Below are 18,343 nucleotides of genomic sequence, written 5' to 3' on the forward strand. Positions count from 1 at the left end.
TTATCAAGAGCGCTGCAGAGCGGTTAACGCTGATCAGCCCTTACTTAAGCTCAACGACCGGATGAAGGAATTGCTGGCGGACAAGAACCGGCTGAAGATCGACGTTCGCATTGTTTATGGCAAAAGCGAGTTGCAGCCGCAGGAAACCGAATGGCTGAGCGGCCTGACGTATATCCGCACCAGCTTTTGCAAGAACCTGCACGCCATTTGATGACCAACACGACCCAATCCGCGCCCCGTGTCGTGGTCTTCGCCGGCCCCAACGGCGCGGGCAAGTCAACGCATGCGGATGCGATTCTGGCCGCGCTGGGCATTGAAACCTTTGTCAACGCCGACTACATCGCACGCGGCTTGTCCGGGCGCCATACTGATGCCGTCGCGTTCGAGGCGGGCCGCATCATGCTCAGGCGCTTGCGGCAACTGGGCGATGCCAGGGCCGACTTTGCTTTTGAATCCACGCTGTCGAGCCGCTCGTTTGCCCACTTCCTGCACGGTCTGAAGGCCCAAGGTTACGCGGTCGCCATCTATTATTTTTCGCTGGCCAACGTCCAGTTGGCGGTTCGCCGCGTCAAGCTGCGCGTGGCCCTTGGTGGGCATGATGTGCCGGCGGATGTGGTCAAGCGGCGATTTGGCCGCAGCCTGCACAATTTCTTTCAGATCTACGTCCCATTGGCCGATGAATGGACGTTGTTCGACAACTCATCGGCAACCCAGGCGCTGCCGGTAGCGGCACGCTATGCCAACCAACTCACCGCCACGGAGCCCGCAACATGGCACAAACTGCAAAAACTCAGCAAAGCCGCTTGACGCCTTCCCCCAAAGCACTGCAAAAGGCTCTGGCCCAGTCCGCACAGCAGGCGCACAAACTGGCCGCCGCTTTTGGCATGACCGTGCCAGGCATCAAGCCCAAGCCGCCTTCAAAAAATCCATGAATGGCCGCACCAGCCACCGTGCAGAACCCGTCCTTCGCCGACATACTTTTACTTGCACTTGACGCAGAATGTTTGTTGAGGCCTTGAGCCTTTATCTAACTTCTTAAGGAAATCGCCATGCCCCAGTTCGCCATGATTACCGGTGACGTGACCTACACGCCGGGTGACGGTGTGCCCATTGAAATCCCCCGCGTGCGGGTCGAAGTCGCGCTGGCACCCGACAGCGCCACGCTGAGCTGGGAAGCCGCCGAGGGCATTACCGGCGTGACAGCCATCCCGCTGACCCAGTTTGATGACTATGTGCGGGACGGCAAGATCACGATGACGCCGGAATAAAGACCTGCGCTTCAAAAAAACAGAGCCGGACAGGGCCAGGCCATGCGCCCGGCTTGAAGATTCTTGGGCCGGGTAAAAGCACACTTTTCGCTTCACGCTGGAACAACGCTTGCGTCAAAAACCGCAAGATAGTCCGGTAAGCTCAAGTTATGAACTCCAGCATTGAATTACTCCCCAAGACGTGCGATGTCCTGGTGATTGGCGCCGGCCCGTCCGGCAGCGCGGCCGCCTTCACCCTGGCCAAGGCCGGGCTGGACGTGGTGATGATCGACCAGCATGCCTTTCCCCGCGACAAGATCTGCGGCGACGGCTTGATCCCGGACGCGCACAAGGCCCTTGAGCGGCTCGGCGTGCTGGACGAGGTCATGCGGCAAGCCCATTCATCCAGCTTTCTGAGCTGCATCAGTCCGCGTGGCGGGCGTGTCGATGTGGCCGGAACACTGGCCGTTCTGCCGCGCAAGCAGCTGGACGACATCGTCTGCAAGGCGGCCGTGGCGGCGGGCGCGCGCATGTTCGCGCCCGTCCGTTTTACGGCGCCGATCGAGGAAAACGGCAAGGTCGTGGGCGCGCGCCTGGCGCAGTCAGGCCATGAGTGCGAACTGCGGGCGACCTGGGTCATCCTGGCGACGGGCGCAGTCCCGCAGGCGCTGATGGCCGCCGGCATGGCGGAGCGGCACACGCCCAGCGCCATTGCGATGCGCTGCTACATCAAGAACGAAGCGATGGCGTCCAGAATCGACAAGCTGGAAGTTATCTGGCACAAGGCGCTGGCGCCCGGCTACGGATGGATTTTCCCGTGCGGCAATGGCGTTTTCAATGTGGGCGTCGGCATCCTGGCCGCGCCCGATGACCCGGCGGGCAAGCGCGATACATCGCAGGGCAAGGCAGGCACCGCCAATTTGCGCCAGATGTTCGAAGCCCTCGGCACCTTGTCGGAGCCGGCCAGGGAACTGATGGCGGGCGGCACGCGCCTGAGTCCGCTCAAGGGCGCGCCGCTGCGCTGCAGCCTGCAAGGGGCGCGGCTGTCGCGGCCGGGCCTGCTGGTGACCGGCGAGGCCGCTGGCAGCACCTACTCGTTTTCTGGCGAAGGCATCGGCAAGGCGCTGGAAACCGGCATCCTGGCGGCAGAGGCAATCTTGCAGGGCGGGGGCGAGGCGCAGGTACGCGCCCACTACCAAAGCCGGATTGAAGCGCTGCGGCCGCGCTTTGCGCTGTATGAGCGGGCCAACCTGGTCAACAAGTATCCGTGGCTGGCAGATTTGCTGATCTGGCGGGCGCGCAAAAGCGCGCGCCTGCGGCAGCGCCTGAGCGGAGTCCTGAACGAAACCAGCAATCCGGGCAGCATGTTCACCGTCAAGGGCTTTGTCCGGCTGTTTACCGAGTAAGGCCATGCCGGCATGTCTCGCGTACTATCATTTACATAGCTACTCATGCAGATGCAGCAAGCGCAAAAGCCTTGTTTGGCATGTATTTCTTCAAAATTTAGCCGGATAAAGCCTACTCGGACCTCCTTCAGACACCATGCCCATTCATCACCCTGACCTTCCCCACCGGCTGCTGTCCCGCCGCTCGGCCCTGCTGGGCAGCGTCGGCCTGCTGGCGCTGCCCGCTTCACGCCTTGCGGCAGCCGCCGCGCCGCCATCTTCCGAGGTCTGGCCGAACGCCTTGCAGGTTCCCGGCGGCATCGCCCGGCTGTCGCTGGGTCCGGCGGCGGCGCGGCCGGTGGCGCATGCGGGCGATGTGCCCTTGCTGGTGCTGGGCGACGTGATCGAATGGACGGCGCTGGTCGGCATTCCTTTGTCGGCCATGCCGGGCAAGGCGAGCATCACGCTGCAGCTTGAGGGCGGCGGCCAGCGGCAGCTTGCCTACACGGTGGCCAGCAAGCGCTACAGCGAGCAGCGGCTGAAGGTGGCACCGGGCACGGTCGATCTGTCGCCCGACAACGAGGCGCGCTACGAGCGCGAGCGCGCGCACCAGGCCACGGTCATGGCCACGTTCAGCACGCCCTTGCCCGATGCACTATCGCTGCGCATGCAGGTGCCGGTGCCGGGGCGGCGCTCCAGCTCGTTCGGGCTGCGGCGCGTGTTCAACGGCCAGTCGCGCAATCCGCACAGCGGCATGGACATCGCGGCGGGAACGGGCACGCCCATCGTGTCGCCGCTGCCGGCGCGGGTGATTGACACGGGCGACTATTTCTTCAACGGCAACACGGTCTGGCTGGACCACGGCGGCGGGCTGCTGAGCATGGTCTGCCACCTGAGCGACATCGGCGTGAAGCCGGGCGATGCACTGAAGACCGGCGAGCGCGTCGGTGCCGTGGGCGCCACCGGCCGCGTGACCGGGCCGCACCTGCACTGGGGCGTGATGCTGAACCGAACGATGGTGGACCCGGCGCTGTTTCTGGCGGCCTGACTGAATTCATCGCATCAATATGCTTTTTCCTACTTGACATCCTCCCCGCCATCAATGGCAGGAATTCCCTCTGCAGGACGGCCATGCCCGGCCGCATCGGCTTGCGCCGACTCATTCAGCAAAACGCCTACCTTTCGGACTCCCATAAGGGACGGCGAATTACCGGAAATTTCTGTGCTGGATTCCGACTGCCTGATGGCGGAAAAATTCGGAATCTTTTTAGCACCGGAAACTATCTTATCGTCTGGGGGCTCGCTAGACCCCTGGGTAAACCCCGAGGCTTGCGCTCACAAGAGGGTCATCTGTAGCCGCCTGCACTAGCCGACGGTTATCCACGGATGTACCATGAAACATGGATGGGATGTCCGCCATGCAAACGCCACGGCAACCGCTTGAAAATTCCGACGAGATCAACTTTTTCATCACCGAAGGGGCGCACCGGCTTGCCACCATCTCGATGAATGACTACGGTTTTTTGATGTCCGCCAGGATGGCGCAAACCTACCTGGACCGGGCTGCGCAGGTTCTTGAATCAACACGCGGGTTTGACCACGCGTTTTTCACCGAAGTCAGCCTGCTGAAGGCAGCCGCCACAAAAATCGCCCGTGAATATGCGCAATTCGAGGTGTTTTGCACCGATTGCGAGCGCTTTGACCGGCTGGAAACGAACAACTGGACCGAGTGGGTTTCCAAGTGCGCGGTTCGCGCCATCTCCCGGGGCTACCGGGGAACCGTCAGCCATCACCTGGCCTACAAGATTCGCACTTTCCATTCAAGGGTGTGCTCGGTCCTGACCGGAAAATAAGGTCTTTTCACCGGTGCCGTCCAGCGAAAATGCCAGACTGGAAATCCGTCCCGCCGGGGAAGCCGTTTTTCCAATCAAGTCAATGCACCCAAACAAGGGGAAATCGCACATGGGTAAAGGTCGCCTGGAAGCCTTCAGCGATGGCGTGATCGCCATCATCATCACAATCATGGTGCTGGAATTGAAGGTGCCGCATGGCACCGAGTGGGAAACGCTGCATCCGTTGATTCCGGTGTTTTTGAGCTATGTGCTGAGCTTTGTGTTCGTCGGCATCTACTGGAACAACCACCATCACATGCTGCACGCCACGCGCCAGGTGAATGGCGGCATCCTGTGGGCCAATCTGCACTTGCTGTTCTGGCTGTCGCTGATCCCGTTCGTGACCAGTTGGATGGGTGAAAACCATTTCGCGGCCTTGCCGGTGGCCTTGTACGGGACGGTCTTGCTGATGGCGGCCTGCGCCTATTTCATTCTCGCCCGCGCCTTGATTGCATTGCACGGCAAGGGCTCGGAACTGGCCCTGGCACTGGGCCGGGACTTTAAAGGCAAGGTGTCCGTCCTCGTTTACGCCGTGGCCATTCCGCTTTCATTCGTGAATGCCTGGATTGCCATCGCCCTTTACGTGGCGGTGGCCTCCATGTGGCTGCTTCCCGACCGCCGGATTGAAAACACCCTCGTGCATTAAAAACCACCGGCGCGCTCAGGTCGCGGCCATGGCCTGCGGCAGCGTGGCGACCAGGTAGTCGATCAGGGCGCGCACGGCGACAGGCACCCGCCGGGTGGCCGGATACAGCGCATACAGGGCGATTTCCGGGGACTCCTGCCACTGCGGCAGCACCGGCACCAGCCGGCCCGACGCAAGGTGCCCGGCCGCCAGAAACGCGGGTTGCAGTATCAGCCCGGAGCCCGCCATGGCGGCCGCCAGCAGCACTTCGCCGTTGTTCGAGCACAGCGGCCCGCCGACGGCGACATGCGCTTTTTCGCCGCCCTTGCCCAGGCGCCACACATGGCCGGTGTTGGTGTGCGCGTAGTTCAGGCAGCGGTGCGCCTTGAGTGCCTGCGGCGAGTCCGGCACGCCCTGCGCCCGCAGGTAGCCGGGGGCGGCATAAATCGCCCGGGGCACGCCGCACAGGCGCCGCGCCGCGAGTGAAGAGTCCTCCAGCTCGGCAATGCGCAGCGTCAGGTCAAAGCCGTGCTCGAACGGATCGAGCAGCCGGTCATTCAACTCCACGCGCAACTCGATTTGCGGATGCAGCGCCAGAAAGCCCGGCAGCAGCGGCGCCAGCACCAATTGACCAAAGGACATCGGCGCATTGACACGCAATGGCCCGGCCACCATGCCCTGCAAGGCGGCCATGGCTTCGCGCGCCTCGGCATCAATGGCCAGCAGTTCCAGCGCATAGTTGTGCAGGGTGGCGCCGGCGCTGGTCAGGGCGACGGAGCGTGTGGAGCGTGCAAACAGCGCGCCGCCGTATTCCGCCTCCAGCGAAGCGATCAGCTTGCTAATCTGCGAACGCGTCACGCCCAAGGCCCGCGCGGCCCCGGCAAAGCTGCCAAACTGTTTTGACAGCACCAATGCCCTGAGGGCGTCAAGTCGGTCCATTGTCTCGTTCCTGGATACAGTTTGGATGCAAATTCGTATCTAGTGATGTTAAGGGAAACCATTTACGATGCCAACCTGATTCGCTTTCAACCACTGCCCAACCACTGCAAAAGGAAGTCCCATGACCCCAGGAAAACTCGAACTGCTGACCCCTGAAAACTGCGCGCTGGTGCTGATCGACCACCAGCCGCAAATGACGTTCGGCGTGGCCAACATCGACCGCCAGCTGCTGAAGAACAACGTCATCGGCCTGGCCAAGGCGGCCCGGCTTTTCAAGGTGCCGACCGTGCTGACCTCGGTTGAAACCGAGTCCTTCTCGGGCAACATCTGGCCCGAACTGTTGGCCGTTCTGCCCGACAACCACATCTTCGAGCGCACCAGCATGAACACCTGGGATGACGCCGGCGTGAAGGCCGAGCTGAAGAAGTTCGGCCGCAAGAAGCTGGTGCTGGCCGCGCTGTGGACGGAAGTCTGCCTGAACTTCCCGGCGCTTGAAGCCATGGCCGATGGCTACGAGGTCTATTTTGTCGAGGATGCTTCTGGCGGCACTTCGGTCGCGGCGCACAACATGTCGGTGCAGCGCATGATCCAGGCCGGTGCCGTGCCGATCACCTGGCAACAGTTCCTGCTGGAAATGCAGCGCGACTGGGCGCGCAAGGAAACCTACGCCGGAACGACCGGCATCGTCGTGGAGCATTCTGGCGCGTATGGCTCGGGCATCGACTATGCGATGACGCATGTGCACAAGCTGCCGGCGCGAAAGCTGGGCTGAAGGCAGGCCATGAACCGCACCGAGGCCAAGCTTCCCGCATCCACCGGCCAGCAGACTGACGCTTCCCCTGAGAGCATCAGCTTTATCGTGCAGCACCGCGTGCGCGCCGATGCGCAGGCGGCCTACGAAACCTGGCTGGCCGAAACCATGCGGGTGGCGGGCAGCTTTGCCGGGCACCAGGGCGTGCATGTGGTGCGCCCGGCGGCGGGAAGCACCAGCTACACCATCGTCGTGCGCTTTGCCACGTATGAGGAAGCAACGCGCTGGCACCAGTCGGACGAGCGCGCGCGCCTGGTCGAGGCCCTGCATCCTTACCTGGAGAGCGGCGAGCAGGTCAGCATCGGCGCGGGCATCGACTACTGGTTCCAGCCCCGGCCAGCCGCGCCTGGCGAGCCGCCCATGAAGCCGCCGGCATGGAAGCAGTGGCTGATCACCACCTCGGTGATCTGGCCGCTGACGATGATCGTGCCGTGGCTGTTCAGACCTGTGTTCAGGGCCGCGCCGCTGCTGGGGATGTATGGGGTGGCGCACGTCATCATTGCCTCCGTCATCGTTGCCCTGGTCGTCTGGGTGATCATGCCGCGCTACACGCAACTCGTGCATGGCTGGCTGTTTCGCAAGGACTAGCCGGCATGCATCCTCGCCACTGCGCGCAAGCACCCGCCCATCGCCTGTTTCATTCCCGGAGGAACCCATGACCGCTGCCATCACGCTTGCCGAAGTCATCTTCATCAATGGCCGCTTCACCACGCTGGACCGGCAGAACCCGCTGGCCACGGCCGTGGCGATTGCCGGCGGCAAATTCATCGCCGTCGGCGACCACGAGGACGCCATGCGCCATGCGGGCAGCCAGTCGCAGGTGATCGACCTTGGCGGCGCGGCCGCCCTGCCCGGCCTGCACGACAGCCACACGCACCTGATTCGCGGCGGCCTGAACTACACCATGGAGTTGCGCTGGGACGGCGTGCCCTCGCTGGCCGATGCCATGGCGATGCTCAAGGCGCAGGCGGCGCGCACGCCGGCGCCGCAGTGGGTGCGCGTGATCGGCGGCTTCACCGAGCACCAGTTCGCGGAAAAGCGCCTGCCGACGCTGGAAGAAATCAATGCCGCCGCGCCCGACACGCCGGTCTTCATCCTGCACCTCTACGACCGCGCCCTGCTCAATGGCGCCGCGCTGCGCGCCGTCGGCTACGGCAGGGACACGCCCAATCCGCCCGGCGGCGAGATCGTGCGCGACGCCCGTGGCAACCTGACCGGCCTGCTGCTGGCCAGGCCAAACGCCATGATTCTCTACGCCACGCTGGCCAAAGGCCCCAAGCTCGACCCGGATGCACAGGAGGCCTCGACCCGGCTTTTCATGCGCGAACTCAACCGGCTGGGCATCACCTCGGTGATTGACGCCGGCGGCGGCTTTCAAAATTACCCCGACGACTACCGCGTGATCGAGAAGCTGCGCGATGCCGGCGAACTCACGGTGCGCATCGGCTACAACCTGTTCACGCAGCGGCCCAAACAGGAAGTCGAAGACTTTCGCCAGTGGTCCGAACTGCTGCCGCCGCTGTCGGGCAGCGACATGTTCCGCCACAACGGCGCCGGCGAGATGCTGGTGTTCTCCGCAGCCGATTTCGAGGATTTCCGCGAGCCGCGCCCCGACCTGCCCGCGAGCATGGAAGATGAGCTGGAGGGCGTCGTGCGCCTGCTGGTCGAAAAACGCTGGCCGTTCCGCCTGCACGCGACCTATGACGAATCGATTGGCCGCGCGCTCGACACCTTTGAAAAGGTCAACCGCGAGATTCCGTTCAACGGCCTGCACTGGTTCTTTGACCATGCCGAAACCATCAGCCAGCGCAACATCGAGCGCGTCAAGGCGCTGGGCGGCGGCATCGCCGTGCAGCACCGCATGGCCTACCAGGGCGAATACTTCATCGAGCGCTACGGCGCCAGGGCCGCCGAGCAGTCGCCGCCTGTGCGCAAGATGCTCGATGCCGGCATTCCCGTGGGCGGCGGCACCGACGCGACCCGCGTCGCCAGCTACAACCCGTGGGTTTGCCTGCACTGGATGGTCACCGGCCAGACGGTGGGCGGCACGGCGATGTACCGGCCCGACAACCTGCTCGACCGGCACACCGCACTGCAGTTGTGGACCACCGGCAGCGCCTGGTTTGCCAATGCCGACGGACAAAAGGGCCAGATCAAGCTTGGCCAGCTGGCCGACTTCATCGTGCCCTCGCGCGACTTCTTCGCCGTTCCCGAGTCCGACATCAAGGATCTGGTTTCGCACCTGACGGTGGTTGGAGGGCGCATCGTGCATGGCGACGGCGGCTTTGCCGGGCTGGCGCCGCCAATGCCCAAGGCCGCCAACGACTGGGCGCCGACCAACGCCTTTGGCGGCTACTGGCGCGAGCCCGCGCCGGGCCAGGCCACGCGGCGCAAGGCGATGCAGCCATTTGCCGACTGCTGCGCCAAGCCCTGCGCCGTCCACGGCCACGGGCACACCCAAAGCTGGCTCGCAAATGCGCCGGTATCGGACGAAAAGAGCTTCTGGGGCACGCTGGGCTGTGCCTGCTGGCTTTAAGAGACGGAAGTCCGGCAGGGGCAAGGCCGCAGTCGGCTTTGCCCGATAATTCCGCCTCTCGCCAGGACTTGCTGGCAGCCAGGCAATCCATCAACCAACCGCACAGCCCCTTGACCCAACGGCACGACGCTTCACGCCTGATTCTCTTCAACAAGCCCTACGGCGTGCTCAGCCAGTTCACGCCTGAAGGGCGGTGGCGCGGGCTCAAGGACTTCATCGCGATTCCCGGTGTGTATGTGGCCGGCCGGCTGGATGCGGACAGCGAGGGTTTGCTGCTGCTGACCAACGACGGCAAGCTCCAGGCGCATATTGCCGACCCGCGCTTCAAGATGGAAAAAATCTATTGGGTCCAGGTCGAAGGCACGCCTGACGAGGCCGCGCTGCAAGCCTTGCGCGAAGGCGTTGCGCTGAACGATGGCCCGACCCGTCCGGCGCGGGCCAGGTTGATTGAGCCACCGCCCGTACTTTGGCAACGCGAGCCGCCGGTTCGCGTTCGCCAGTCCATCCCGACCGCCTGGATCGAGCTGGGCATCCGCGAAGGCCGCAACCGCCAGGTGCGGCGCATGACGGCGGCCGTGGGATTTCCAACCCTGCGCCTGGTCCGCGCGGCCATCGGCAACTGGTCGCTGGACGGCCTGCCGCCGGGAAGCTGGCGGGACCATGCAATCGATCAGTTCAAGCCTTCATCCACCACCAGATAACGCTTGACCAGGTCAAAAAATCGCTCATAAAAGGCGTCTGAGGAGATGGTCTTGCTGGCGACCTTGACCATGGCATCGTTGCTGGAACTGAAGGGCAGCGACACCGAACCCAGCGCGCCCACGCCCAGGCTGGCCGAATTGTTGCTTTTCTTCAGGGCGTAAACGTCCTGCAGGGCGGTCACGAAACCCAGGCTGACCTTGCCGTCGGGGCTGTCGGGCGCGCAGACCACGCGGATTTCCATTTGCAGATGCGACTCGGGTTCGGGCTGAAAGCTTTTGCGGCCCTCGACCATGTCTTCCCGGGCCGCGCTGATGATGTAGCCCTGGCTCAGCAGCGCCCTTCGGGCGGCCTCGCAGGTTTGCGCCGCCGTGGCGTCAAACAGCCGGGAATAGGTCACGGTGGAGCCGAACTCCTCCTGTGACGCAAAAGCTTTCGGCGTACTGCCGCAGGCGCTCAGCAAGCCGCAAAGGCTCAACAAGCCTGCCAGCCAGACGGCCGCGTTGCGATGTATGCAGGAAAAATTCAAAGCTGGGCACTCCTTCAGGTAGCAAAAATTGTAGGCCGGTTCATCGGGCAAGCCGGGCCAACACTGGTTTTTCGCCAAGGGCCGCTTACCGGCAACTGACTAATCTCGCAAGCCATTGATTCTAAACAAGAAGTATTCTTTCAACGATTGCTTTAAGGCGCTCTTAAGCTGGCCATTTTTATAATTTCGGCCACATCAACACGAGGAAAAAAGCCATGAGCCTTCAAAAATCCGCGCATCGCTACCACATGGCGTCCATTTCACTGCACTGGCTGATGCTTGCCTTGTTCATTGCGGTGTACGCCAGCATTGAGTTGCGCGTGCTGTTTGAAAAAGGCACCGAACTCCGCGAAACGATGAAAAGCCTGCACTTCATGTTCGGCCTTCTGATGTTTTTCCTGGTCTGGCTGCGCATCGCGATGCGCTTCAAATACCCTGCGCCACGCATTGAACCGGCCCCGCCCCAATGGCAGGTGCTTGCCGCCAGACTGGCCCACCTGATGCTCTACGCCCTCATGATCGGCATGCCGCTGGCCGGCTGGCTGCTGCTGAGTGCATCGGGCAAACCGATTCCATTTTTTGGCCTGGAGCTTCCGGCACTGATCGGGAAAAACAAGGAACTGGCCGGCCAGATCAAGGAAATTCACGAACTCGTGGGAACCATCGGCTACTTTTTGATTGGCGCTCATGCTGCGGCGGCCCTGTTTCATCACTACATCAAACGCGACAGCACCCTGCTGAGCATGCTGCCAAAAACCGCCGCCTGATTGCCCACCATTCGACAGCCGCGTTGAGTGCTTGCAATTTCACCTTTAGGCCAAAACTGCAGCCCATGACCGATTCACTTCACATTGTCTGCCCGCACTGCCACACCACCAACCGCGTTCGCGCCGACCAGCTCGGCAGCCAGCCGACCTGCGGCAGCTGCAAGCAGGCGCTTTTCACCGCGCACTCGGCCGCGCTCGACGAGGCGGCTTTCGACAAGCACATCAGCCGCAGCCAGATTCCGGTGCTGGTCGATTTCTGGGCGCCGTGGTGCGGCCCGTGCCGCCAGATGGCGCCGGCCTACGAGCAGGCTGCGGCGCAGCTGGAGCCGCAGGTGCGGCTGGCCAAGGTCGATACCGAAGCCGTTCCCAGCCTGGGCGCGCGCTTCAATATCCGCAGCATTCCGACGCTGGCGCTGTTCAAGGGCGGCCGCGAAATTGCCCGGCAGCCCGGCGCCATGGGCGCGGCCGACATCGTGCGCTGGGTGCAGTCGCACCTGCGCTGAACGCAAAAAAGCCAGCCAGTCCAGCCTTGGCGGGCTGGACTGGCTGGCCGGGATTGGCTGCTTCAGGCGCCGTGAAGTTTCCGCTCGCCTGACGGGCTGTCAGCCGCGACCGTTGCGCTCGTTGTTGTGCATCATGCGCTCCACATCCCCGCGCAGCGCATCGAGTTCATCACGCAACTGGCGGCGCTCCTGCCGGGTCACGACGCCATCGGACTTGAAAAAGGCTTCATGGCGGGCAATCTCGCGCTCCCGGCGTTCCAGCCTGCGCGCTTCGCGCGGGGTGATGCGGCCCGAGCGCACGCCCTCGTCAATGCGCTGGCCGATCTGGTACTCGCGGTTGTCGATGCCGGGGGTATTGGCAGCATCGCCCGGATTGCCCGCATAGCCGGGCCTCACCACGTCGCGGTTCGCCATCATGCGTTCCACATCGGCGTTCAGGGCACTCAGGTCGGCCCTCAGTTGCTGGCGTTCCTGCGGGTTGGCCGAGCCATTCGCCTTGTACTGGTTCTCGCGCATCTGGATGTCGCGTTCACGCCGGATCAGTACCTGCGCCTCGGAAGGCGTGATGTGGCCGGACGCCATGCCCTGCTGGATGCGTGTGCTGATGGCCTGCTGCGCCTGGTCTATGCGGGGGGTATTCGTGCCCTGGGCCATGGCCGGGGCCACGCCCAGTCCGGCGAACAGTGCCGATGTGACCAGCGAGGCGGTGAAGAGTTTTGATTTCATAAGGTTCCCCAATTCATGGATGGACGTTCCAACAAGCCATGTCGCAATTTGCACCAATGCGGAACAGTGTCCGACTCTGGGCAAACGGCGGCAGGCGTTGCGCCTGAATCGCGGCTTTTCTAAGGCTCTGTGTGATTCAGTGCCTCATTGTTGCGCTGCATTTGTTAACGTGGTGTAAGGAAAACGAGCTTTTACCCGGTATTTACCTTATGGTTACAGGCGTGTCTTTGTGCTTTTTTCTGTCCATCATCTGCTCAAATAACTATATTTTTGATAGCAGTTTGTGCACGTGTACTGTGCGCAAAAGCCTTGTTTGGCTTATAAAACCCAGTCCAGACGGCTAGCTTCCAAACCCCAGCGCCTGCAACGGAATCGCCGCCTGCCGCGTCAGCGCGACCGCCACGATGTAGGCAAAGGTTGCCAGCGCCGCCAGCAGGGCAAAGGCCCGCACGCCCTTGGTCCTGCCGCGTTTCAGGGCCACGGTGCCGAGCACGATGTAGGCCACCAGCGCCAGCACCTTGGCCGTCAGCCAGGGCTGCACGAACGGGTACTGGCCGCTCCAGAACACCAGCACCAGCGCGCTGGCCAGCAGCAGCGTATCGACGACATGCGGCACCACCTTGACCCAGCGCCGCTGCAGCATGGGCGAGTCGGCCAGCATCCACAGCCCGCGCAGCAGGAAAAAACTTCCGCTCAGGACGGCGAAGGTGATGTGCAGGTGCTTGATGGCAAGGTAGTTCACGGGCAGTTCCGGTTGAGTGGGTGGCAAGGGCCAAAAACAGCAATGCCAGGCCCGCCGGTGGTCAACCCGCGTCCTGGCACCTGAAGGGCAGCGCCACCATTTTATAAGCGCTGCAACGGCCCTCCGCCCGTCAATCGGAGTCAAGCCCGCTTGACGCCCCCGGGAACGGCAACGGCCGGCTTGGCCTTGCCGCCGGTCAGCAGGCGGATGGCGAACCAGGCCAGGAACACGGTGCCGATGGCAAACACCACGTCGCCCGGAACGCGCATCCAGACCAGCGTTTCCATGAAAGGCGAATGCACGACTTCAGGCGAACGCGCAAACCACATGCCCTGGGTGATGCTGGCCCAGGCCTGGTAGATTCCGGCCGGCACGAGCGAGATGAAGACCATCATGGCCAGGCCGATGTTGAGGCACCAGAACATGGGCGCCAGCAGCTTGTCGGACCAGGCCAGGCGGCTGGACAGGCCGCGCAGGCAGAACAGCAGCAGGCCGATGCCCAGCATGCCGTACACCCCGAACAGCGCGGCGTGGCCGTGGGCGGCGGTCATGTTCAGGCCCTGCATGTAGTACAGCGCAATCGGCGTGTTGATGGAAAAGCCCAGCAGCCCGGCACCGACCACGTTCCAGAAGCCGACGGCGATGAAGCACAGGATGGGCCACTTGTAGGCCTGCACCCAGGGCGCCGATTTGGAGCGCTGGTAGTTGCGGTAAGCCTCGACACCAATCATCGCCAGCGGCACGACTTCGAGCGCCGAGAACATCGCGCCAATCGCAATCACGAAGGTCGGCGTGCCGGTGAAATACAGGTGGTGCAAGGTGCCCAGGATGCCGCCGAACAGGAACACGATGGTTTCCAGCACGATGGCGCTGTTGGCGGTGCTGGCGCGAATCAGGCCCAGCCGGGTGAACAGCAGCGCGATGACGGCGGTGGCGAACACTTCAAAGAAGCCCTCGACCCACAGGTGGACCAGCCACCAGCGCCAGTACTCGACCATCGAGTAATGGGTGGTCTGGCCCCAGGTCAGCGAGGTGGCATAAAAGCCGCCGATGCACAGCGCGGCCAGGAACACCATGGCAATCAGGCCACGGCTTTCGGACGGCGTCTTCAGGGCAGGCATCAATCCGCGACCGAGCAGCAGAACCCAGAACAGCAGGCCGACAAACAGCAGGACTTGCCAGATTCGGCCCATGCTGGTGAATTCAAGCCCTTGGTTGCCGATCCAGAAACTGAAGTCGGTGCCCAGATGCTGCAAGGTGCCCAGCCAGCCAAAGGCGGTCGAGCCGACGACGATGAACAGCAGCGCGTAAAACAGCACGTCGACACCGAGCTTCTGGTACTTGGGCTCGTGGCCCGAGATGGCCGGCGCGATGTACAGGCCGGTCGCCAGCCAGGCCGTGGCAATCCACAGCACGGCAAATTGCGTGTGAATGGTGCGGCTCACGGTGAACGGCAGGATCTGCCCCAGCGGGAAGCCGAAGAAGCTCTGGCCCTCGACCGCGTAGTGGGCCGTGATCACGCCCATGCCGACCTGCGCCATGATCAGGCCGATCACCACGTAGAAGTATTTGCGCGTGGCCTTCATCGACGGCGTCGGTTTGAGGTCGAACAGCGGATCGGCCTTGGGCGGCTTGGGGTCGCCCTCTTCCTTGTGGGTCGAGTGGTAGAAAATCATGCCGGCAATCGCCGCGATCATGAAAATGATGCTGGCAATCGACCAGATGCCGGCGCCGGCGGTCGGCGTGTTGTCCACCAGCGGCTCGTGCGGCCAGTTGCTGGTGTAGCTCAAATCGGTTTCACCAGGCCGGTCCGTGGCGGCCGACCATGCGGACCAGAAAATAAAGGCGGGCAGCGCCTTCAGGTCATCCGCGTCAGGCAGCAAGCCTGAACTCATGGCGTATTGCTCGCGCAGCTTGTCGAGCGACGGCGCATCGCCGAACAGGTCGGTGTAATGGCGCGCGACCTGCCGCACCGCCTCGGCGCGCTCGGGCGACAGCGTGATGGCGCCGGTGGCCGCATCGTAGGTGTTGCCGCGCATCTCGGTTTTCAGCCGGGCGGTGAGTTCGGCCTGCTGGCCGACGCCCAGCGCTTCAAAGGGTTTGCCAAAATCGCGCTGCGCCCAGACGCCGCGCAGTGCCAGCGCTTCACGGTGCAGCCAGTCGGCCGACCAGTCGGGCGCCAGGTAGCTGCCGTGACCCCAGACCGAACCGAGTTGCTGGCCGCCGGCCGACAGCCAGGCTTTCTGGCCACGCTGGACCTGTCCTTCGGAGAAAAGCACCGCTCCCTGAGTGCTGATGACTTGTTTGGGAATCGGCGGTGCTGTCAGGTAAATCTCTGTTCCGACCCAGCCGAGAACGGCAAAGGACATCGCACAGATGACAGCAAGCCAGGTCCAGAGTTTGCGCGTAGCGTGCATGGCAAATTTCCTTGGTGGTTGCAGTTGAAAAATTCGAAAACGCTTCAAATTTAATAACATGGATTCTACATACATCTTTTATAAACATACCAATAAAATACATATTTTTATGCCGGCGTTCCGTAAAAGCGTCACGCTCTATAGAATTGACCACGCATCCAACGCAGGCAGGCCAATGCGTCAACCATCCCCTTCACCCGAGAATTTCCGCGCATGAGACTGACCACCTACACCGATTACGCACTGCGCACGCTGATGTACCTGGCCGCCAACCGGGAACGGCTGGTGACCATCCAGGACATTGCCGATGCGCATGGCATCGCCAAGAACCACCTGACCAAGGTCGTGCACCAGTTGGGCATCCTGGGCGTGGTCGAATCGTTGCGCGGCCGCAATGGCGGGCTGCGGCTGGGCCGGGAACCGGGCCAGATCAACATTGGCGCGGTCGTGCGCAGCACCGAACCCGACTTCTACATGGCCGAGTGTTTCGACCCCGGAAAAAGCCACTGCATCATGAGCGCCGCCTGCTCGCTCAAGGATGTGCTCAATGACGCCACCATGGCCTACCTGGCGGTGCTCGATGGCGTCACGCTCGACTACCTGATGAAGACCAGCGGCAAGCGCAGCGGCGCTGAAGCCTCCTTCAAGTCGATTCCGATCCGGCCGCAAGCCACCGAGCCCACACCAGCGCCCACGCCGACAGGCCTCAAGAACCCGGCCTGAAGCCGTCCTGACAGCGTCCTGGCCCTGTCCAGGATTTCGCCTGCATCCGGCCCCATTGAAAACCTTGATCTGTATCAACTTAAAACATGCATTCAATATGTACATTAATTTCCAAGCAGATCAAAGAACCTGCTGCACATAACCGCCCCATCGTCCACCTGACGCAGGGTGGAGCGCAAAAAACCTGGCGCGAATCCCGCGCCAGAACATGCCAGTGAACTTATGTTTAAGGTAATAAAAATGAAAGCCGGTTTTATAAGAAAAGCTGTAGCCGCAGCAGTCATCGGTGTTGTCGGCCTGGCGTCAAGCCATGCCGCCACACCCCACGACCAGCACGACACCGGCGTCAAGTACCGGCCCGACGTGACCTTCACGCTGCGCACCGACATTGCCGACGGCAAGCTGGTGTTCATCGGCGAAGCCGGCGCCATCAAGGGCAAGGTCAACCCGCAGCTGGCCGTGGCCGAAGGCGCCATCGTGCAGATCAATCTGGTCAACGGCGACGGCGCGACGCACGACATCAGCGTGCCTGATTTCAAGGCCTCGTCGAACCAGCTCAACACCAAGGGCGCCAGCACCACCATCGTCTTCAAGGCCGACAAAAAAGGCGAATTCAAGTACATCTGCTCGCTGCCCGGCCATGTGCAGGCCGGCATGATCGGCCAGATCCTGGTCGGCGAAGGCGCGGCCAAACCCAAGGCGCTAGGTGCGGAAGTCTCGCGCAGCCCGATGGAAACCGGCACACCGGTCGGCGCGCGTGGCCCGCAAAGCCTGACGGTGAACCTGGACACCACCGAAGTTCTGGGCCAGCTGGCCGACGGCACGACCTACAAATACTGGACCTTCAACAGCAAGGTGCCCGGCCCGTTCATCCGCGTGCGCCAGGGCGACACGGTGACCGTCAACATGGCCAATGCCGCCGACAGCCACATGATCCATTCGGTGGACTTTCATGCCGTCACCGGCCCCGGCGGCGGCGCTGCCGTGACGCAGGCCGCGCCCGGCAGCAGCAAGAGCTTCACCTTCAAGGCCATCAATCCGGGCCTGTTCGTGTACCACTGCGCCACGCCGATGGTGGCCCAGCACATCTCCAACGGCATGTACGGCATGATCCTGGTCGAACCCGATGGCGGCCTGCCCAAGGTGGACCGCGAGTTCTACGTGATGCAGGGCGAGCTGTACACCAGCCAGCCGCACGGCACGCTCGGCGAAAACGAGTTCTCGCTCGAAAAGCTGCTCAAGGAGCAGCCCGAGCACATGATGTTCAACGGCACCATGGATGCATTGACCAAGACGCACCGCATGGAAGCCAAGGTCGGCGAAACCGTGCGCATCTTCTTCGGCGTCGGCGGCCCGAATGCCACGTCGAGTTTCCATGTGATTGGCGAAGTGTTCGACCGGGTGTTCAGCCAGGCCGACCTGACCTCGCCACCGATCAGGAATGTGCAGACCATCTCGGTGCCGCCCGGCGGCGCCTCCATGGTCGAGTTCAAGGTGGAAGTGCCCGGCCGCTACATCCTGGTGGACCACGCCCTGTCGCGCCTGGAAAAAGGACTGGCCGGTTTCCTGTACGTTACCGGCCCGGAAAATCCAGCGGTGTTTCATACCGCCGAAAAAATGGACCCCAATTCGGGTCATTGAACAAAAGAGGGAGGCCGTGGCTTGCATGCCTGCCGGTTGATGTCGGTGCCGGCGACTTGACAGGCGCGACAGTTCTCTGTCGCGCTTTTTTTTAGCGTTGATTCGGCCCATGATTTATCACCAAATCAGCCTCCTGCGCAAATAGGACGGGCATAAGCTGC

20 protein-coding genes are annotated in these 18,343 nt (G+C 62.6%); 15 read left to right on the plus strand and 5 right to left on the minus strand.

Annotated elements, in window-relative coordinates; genetic code table 11:
• Nucleotides 1-61 precede the first annotated feature (61 nt).
• From ABLV49_RS14115 to ABLV49_RS14145, 7 genes are all read left to right on the plus strand, one after another.
• Nucleotides 62-211 carry a hypothetical protein gene (locus tag ABLV49_RS14115; protein ID WP_349277328.1) on the plus strand — a complete coding sequence of 50 codons (150 nt, stop codon included), beginning with the start codon at nt 62-64 and terminating at the stop codon, nt 209-211.
• A complete protein-coding gene (locus tag ABLV49_RS14120) occupies nt 211-807 on the plus strand; it encodes a zeta toxin family protein (protein WP_349277329.1) in 597 nt (198 codons plus the stop codon). Before ABLV49_RS14115 ends, ABLV49_RS14120 begins: the two co-directional genes overlap by 1 nt.
• Before the next feature lie 242 nt (nt 808-1,049).
• Complete coding sequence (locus ABLV49_RS14125; RefSeq protein ID WP_349277330.1) at nt 1,050-1,268, plus strand: hypothetical protein; 219 nt, start codon at nt 1,050-1,052, stop codon at nt 1,266-1,268.
• A gap of 149 nt (nt 1,269-1,417) precedes the next feature.
• Nucleotides 1,418-2,653, plus strand: a complete 1,236-nt coding sequence (locus tag ABLV49_RS14130; RefSeq protein ID WP_349277331.1) for an NAD(P)/FAD-dependent oxidoreductase — start codon at nt 1,418-1,420, stop codon at nt 2,651-2,653.
• A gap of 136 nt (nt 2,654-2,789) precedes the next feature.
• Nucleotides 2,790-3,680, plus strand: a complete 891-nt coding sequence (locus tag ABLV49_RS14135) for a peptidoglycan DD-metalloendopeptidase family protein (protein WP_349277334.1) — start codon at nt 2,790-2,792, stop codon at nt 3,678-3,680.
• A 361-nt stretch (nt 3,681-4,041) separates the two neighbouring features.
• On the plus strand, nt 4,042-4,485 hold the full coding sequence (locus ABLV49_RS14140; protein WP_349277336.1) for a hypothetical protein: 444 nt from the start codon (nt 4,042-4,044) through the stop codon (nt 4,483-4,485).
• A 109-nt stretch (nt 4,486-4,594) separates the two neighbouring features.
• Nucleotides 4,595-5,170 (plus strand): TMEM175 family protein, encoded by a 576-nt coding sequence (locus ABLV49_RS14145; RefSeq protein ID WP_349277338.1) that lies wholly within the window; start codon nt 4,595-4,597, stop codon nt 5,168-5,170.
• 15 nt (nt 5,171-5,185) lie between these two features.
• On the opposite strand, the gene ABLV49_RS14150 is transcribed toward ABLV49_RS14145, so the two are convergent.
• The gene (locus tag ABLV49_RS14150; protein ID WP_349277340.1) at nt 5,186-6,088 is read right to left on the minus strand and encodes a LysR family transcriptional regulator; all 903 of its coding nucleotides are present in this window, start codon (nt 6,086-6,088) and stop codon (nt 5,186-5,188) included.
• A gap of 121 nt (nt 6,089-6,209) precedes the next feature.
• Between ABLV49_RS14150 and ABLV49_RS14155 the strand changes: the two genes are divergently transcribed.
• The 4 genes from ABLV49_RS14155 (at nt 6,210) to ABLV49_RS14170 (ending at nt 10,136) form a co-directional block, all read left to right on the plus strand.
• Nucleotides 6,210-6,860 carry a hydrolase gene (locus ABLV49_RS14155; RefSeq protein ID WP_011800744.1) on the plus strand — a complete coding sequence of 217 codons (651 nt, stop codon included), beginning with the start codon at nt 6,210-6,212 and terminating at the stop codon, nt 6,858-6,860.
• 9 nt (nt 6,861-6,869) lie between these two features.
• A complete protein-coding gene (locus ABLV49_RS14160; RefSeq protein WP_349277342.1) occupies nt 6,870-7,487 on the plus strand; it encodes an antibiotic biosynthesis monooxygenase in 618 nt (205 codons plus the stop codon).
• A 67-nt stretch (nt 7,488-7,554) separates the two neighbouring features.
• Nucleotides 7,555-9,435: an amidohydrolase gene (locus ABLV49_RS14165; RefSeq protein WP_349277344.1), complete on the plus strand. Its 1,881-nt coding sequence runs from the start codon at nt 7,555-7,557 to the stop codon at nt 9,433-9,435.
• A gap of 89 nt (nt 9,436-9,524) precedes the next feature.
• Entirely contained in the window at nt 9,525-10,136 is a 612-nt protein-coding gene (locus ABLV49_RS14170; protein WP_415838201.1) for an rRNA large subunit pseudouridine synthase E, read from the plus strand.
• Here ABLV49_RS14170 and ABLV49_RS14175 read toward each other — a convergent pair.
• Entirely contained in the window at nt 10,106-10,663 is a 558-nt protein-coding gene (locus tag ABLV49_RS14175) for a DUF2242 domain-containing protein (protein WP_011800740.1), read from the minus strand. The genes ABLV49_RS14170 and ABLV49_RS14175 overlap by 31 nt on opposite strands.
• A gap of 215 nt (nt 10,664-10,878) precedes the next feature.
• Between ABLV49_RS14175 and ABLV49_RS14180 the strand changes: the two genes are divergently transcribed.
• Both ABLV49_RS14180 and trxC read left to right on the plus strand, forming a co-directional pair.
• The gene (locus ABLV49_RS14180) at nt 10,879-11,430 is read left to right on the plus strand and encodes a cytochrome b (RefSeq protein WP_349277349.1); all 552 of its coding nucleotides are present in this window, start codon (nt 10,879-10,881) and stop codon (nt 11,428-11,430) included.
• A 65-nt stretch (nt 11,431-11,495) separates the two neighbouring features.
• Nucleotides 11,496-11,933 (plus strand): thioredoxin TrxC, encoded by a 438-nt coding sequence (gene trxC / locus ABLV49_RS14185; RefSeq protein ID WP_349277351.1) that lies wholly within the window; start codon nt 11,496-11,498, stop codon nt 11,931-11,933.
• A 99-nt stretch (nt 11,934-12,032) separates the two neighbouring features.
• Here the strand turns inward: trxC and ABLV49_RS14190 are convergent, their stop codons facing one another.
• From ABLV49_RS14190 to ABLV49_RS14200, 3 genes are all read right to left on the minus strand, one after another.
• Nucleotides 12,033-12,659 (minus strand): hypothetical protein, encoded by a 627-nt coding sequence (locus ABLV49_RS14190; protein WP_349277353.1) that lies wholly within the window; start codon nt 12,657-12,659, stop codon nt 12,033-12,035.
• A gap of 340 nt (nt 12,660-12,999) precedes the next feature.
• Nucleotides 13,000-13,401, minus strand: a complete 402-nt coding sequence (locus ABLV49_RS14195; protein WP_349277355.1) for a SirB2 family protein — start codon at nt 13,399-13,401, stop codon at nt 13,000-13,002.
• Nucleotides 13,402-13,541: 140 nt separating this feature from the next.
• On the minus strand, nt 13,542-15,818 hold the full coding sequence (locus ABLV49_RS14200) for a nitric-oxide reductase large subunit (protein ID WP_349277357.1): 2,277 nt from the start codon (nt 15,816-15,818) through the stop codon (nt 13,542-13,544).
• Nucleotides 15,819-16,031: 213 nt separating this feature from the next.
• On the opposite strand from ABLV49_RS14200, the gene ABLV49_RS14205 reads away from it, so the two are divergent.
• Both ABLV49_RS14205 and nirK read left to right on the plus strand, forming a co-directional pair.
• The gene (locus ABLV49_RS14205) at nt 16,032-16,541 is read left to right on the plus strand and encodes an RrF2 family transcriptional regulator (RefSeq protein ID WP_349277359.1); all 510 of its coding nucleotides are present in this window, start codon (nt 16,032-16,034) and stop codon (nt 16,539-16,541) included.
• 240 nt (nt 16,542-16,781) lie between these two features.
• Nucleotides 16,782-18,182 (plus strand): copper-containing nitrite reductase, encoded by a 1,401-nt coding sequence (gene nirK, locus ABLV49_RS14210; RefSeq protein WP_349277360.1) that lies wholly within the window; start codon nt 16,782-16,784, stop codon nt 18,180-18,182.
• Nucleotides 18,183-18,343: the final 161 nt, after the last annotated feature.

The organism is Polaromonas hydrogenivorans (assembly GCF_040105105.1).
GTDB classification, from domain to species: Bacteria; Pseudomonadota; Gammaproteobacteria; order Burkholderiales; family Burkholderiaceae_C; genus Polaromonas; species Polaromonas hydrogenivorans.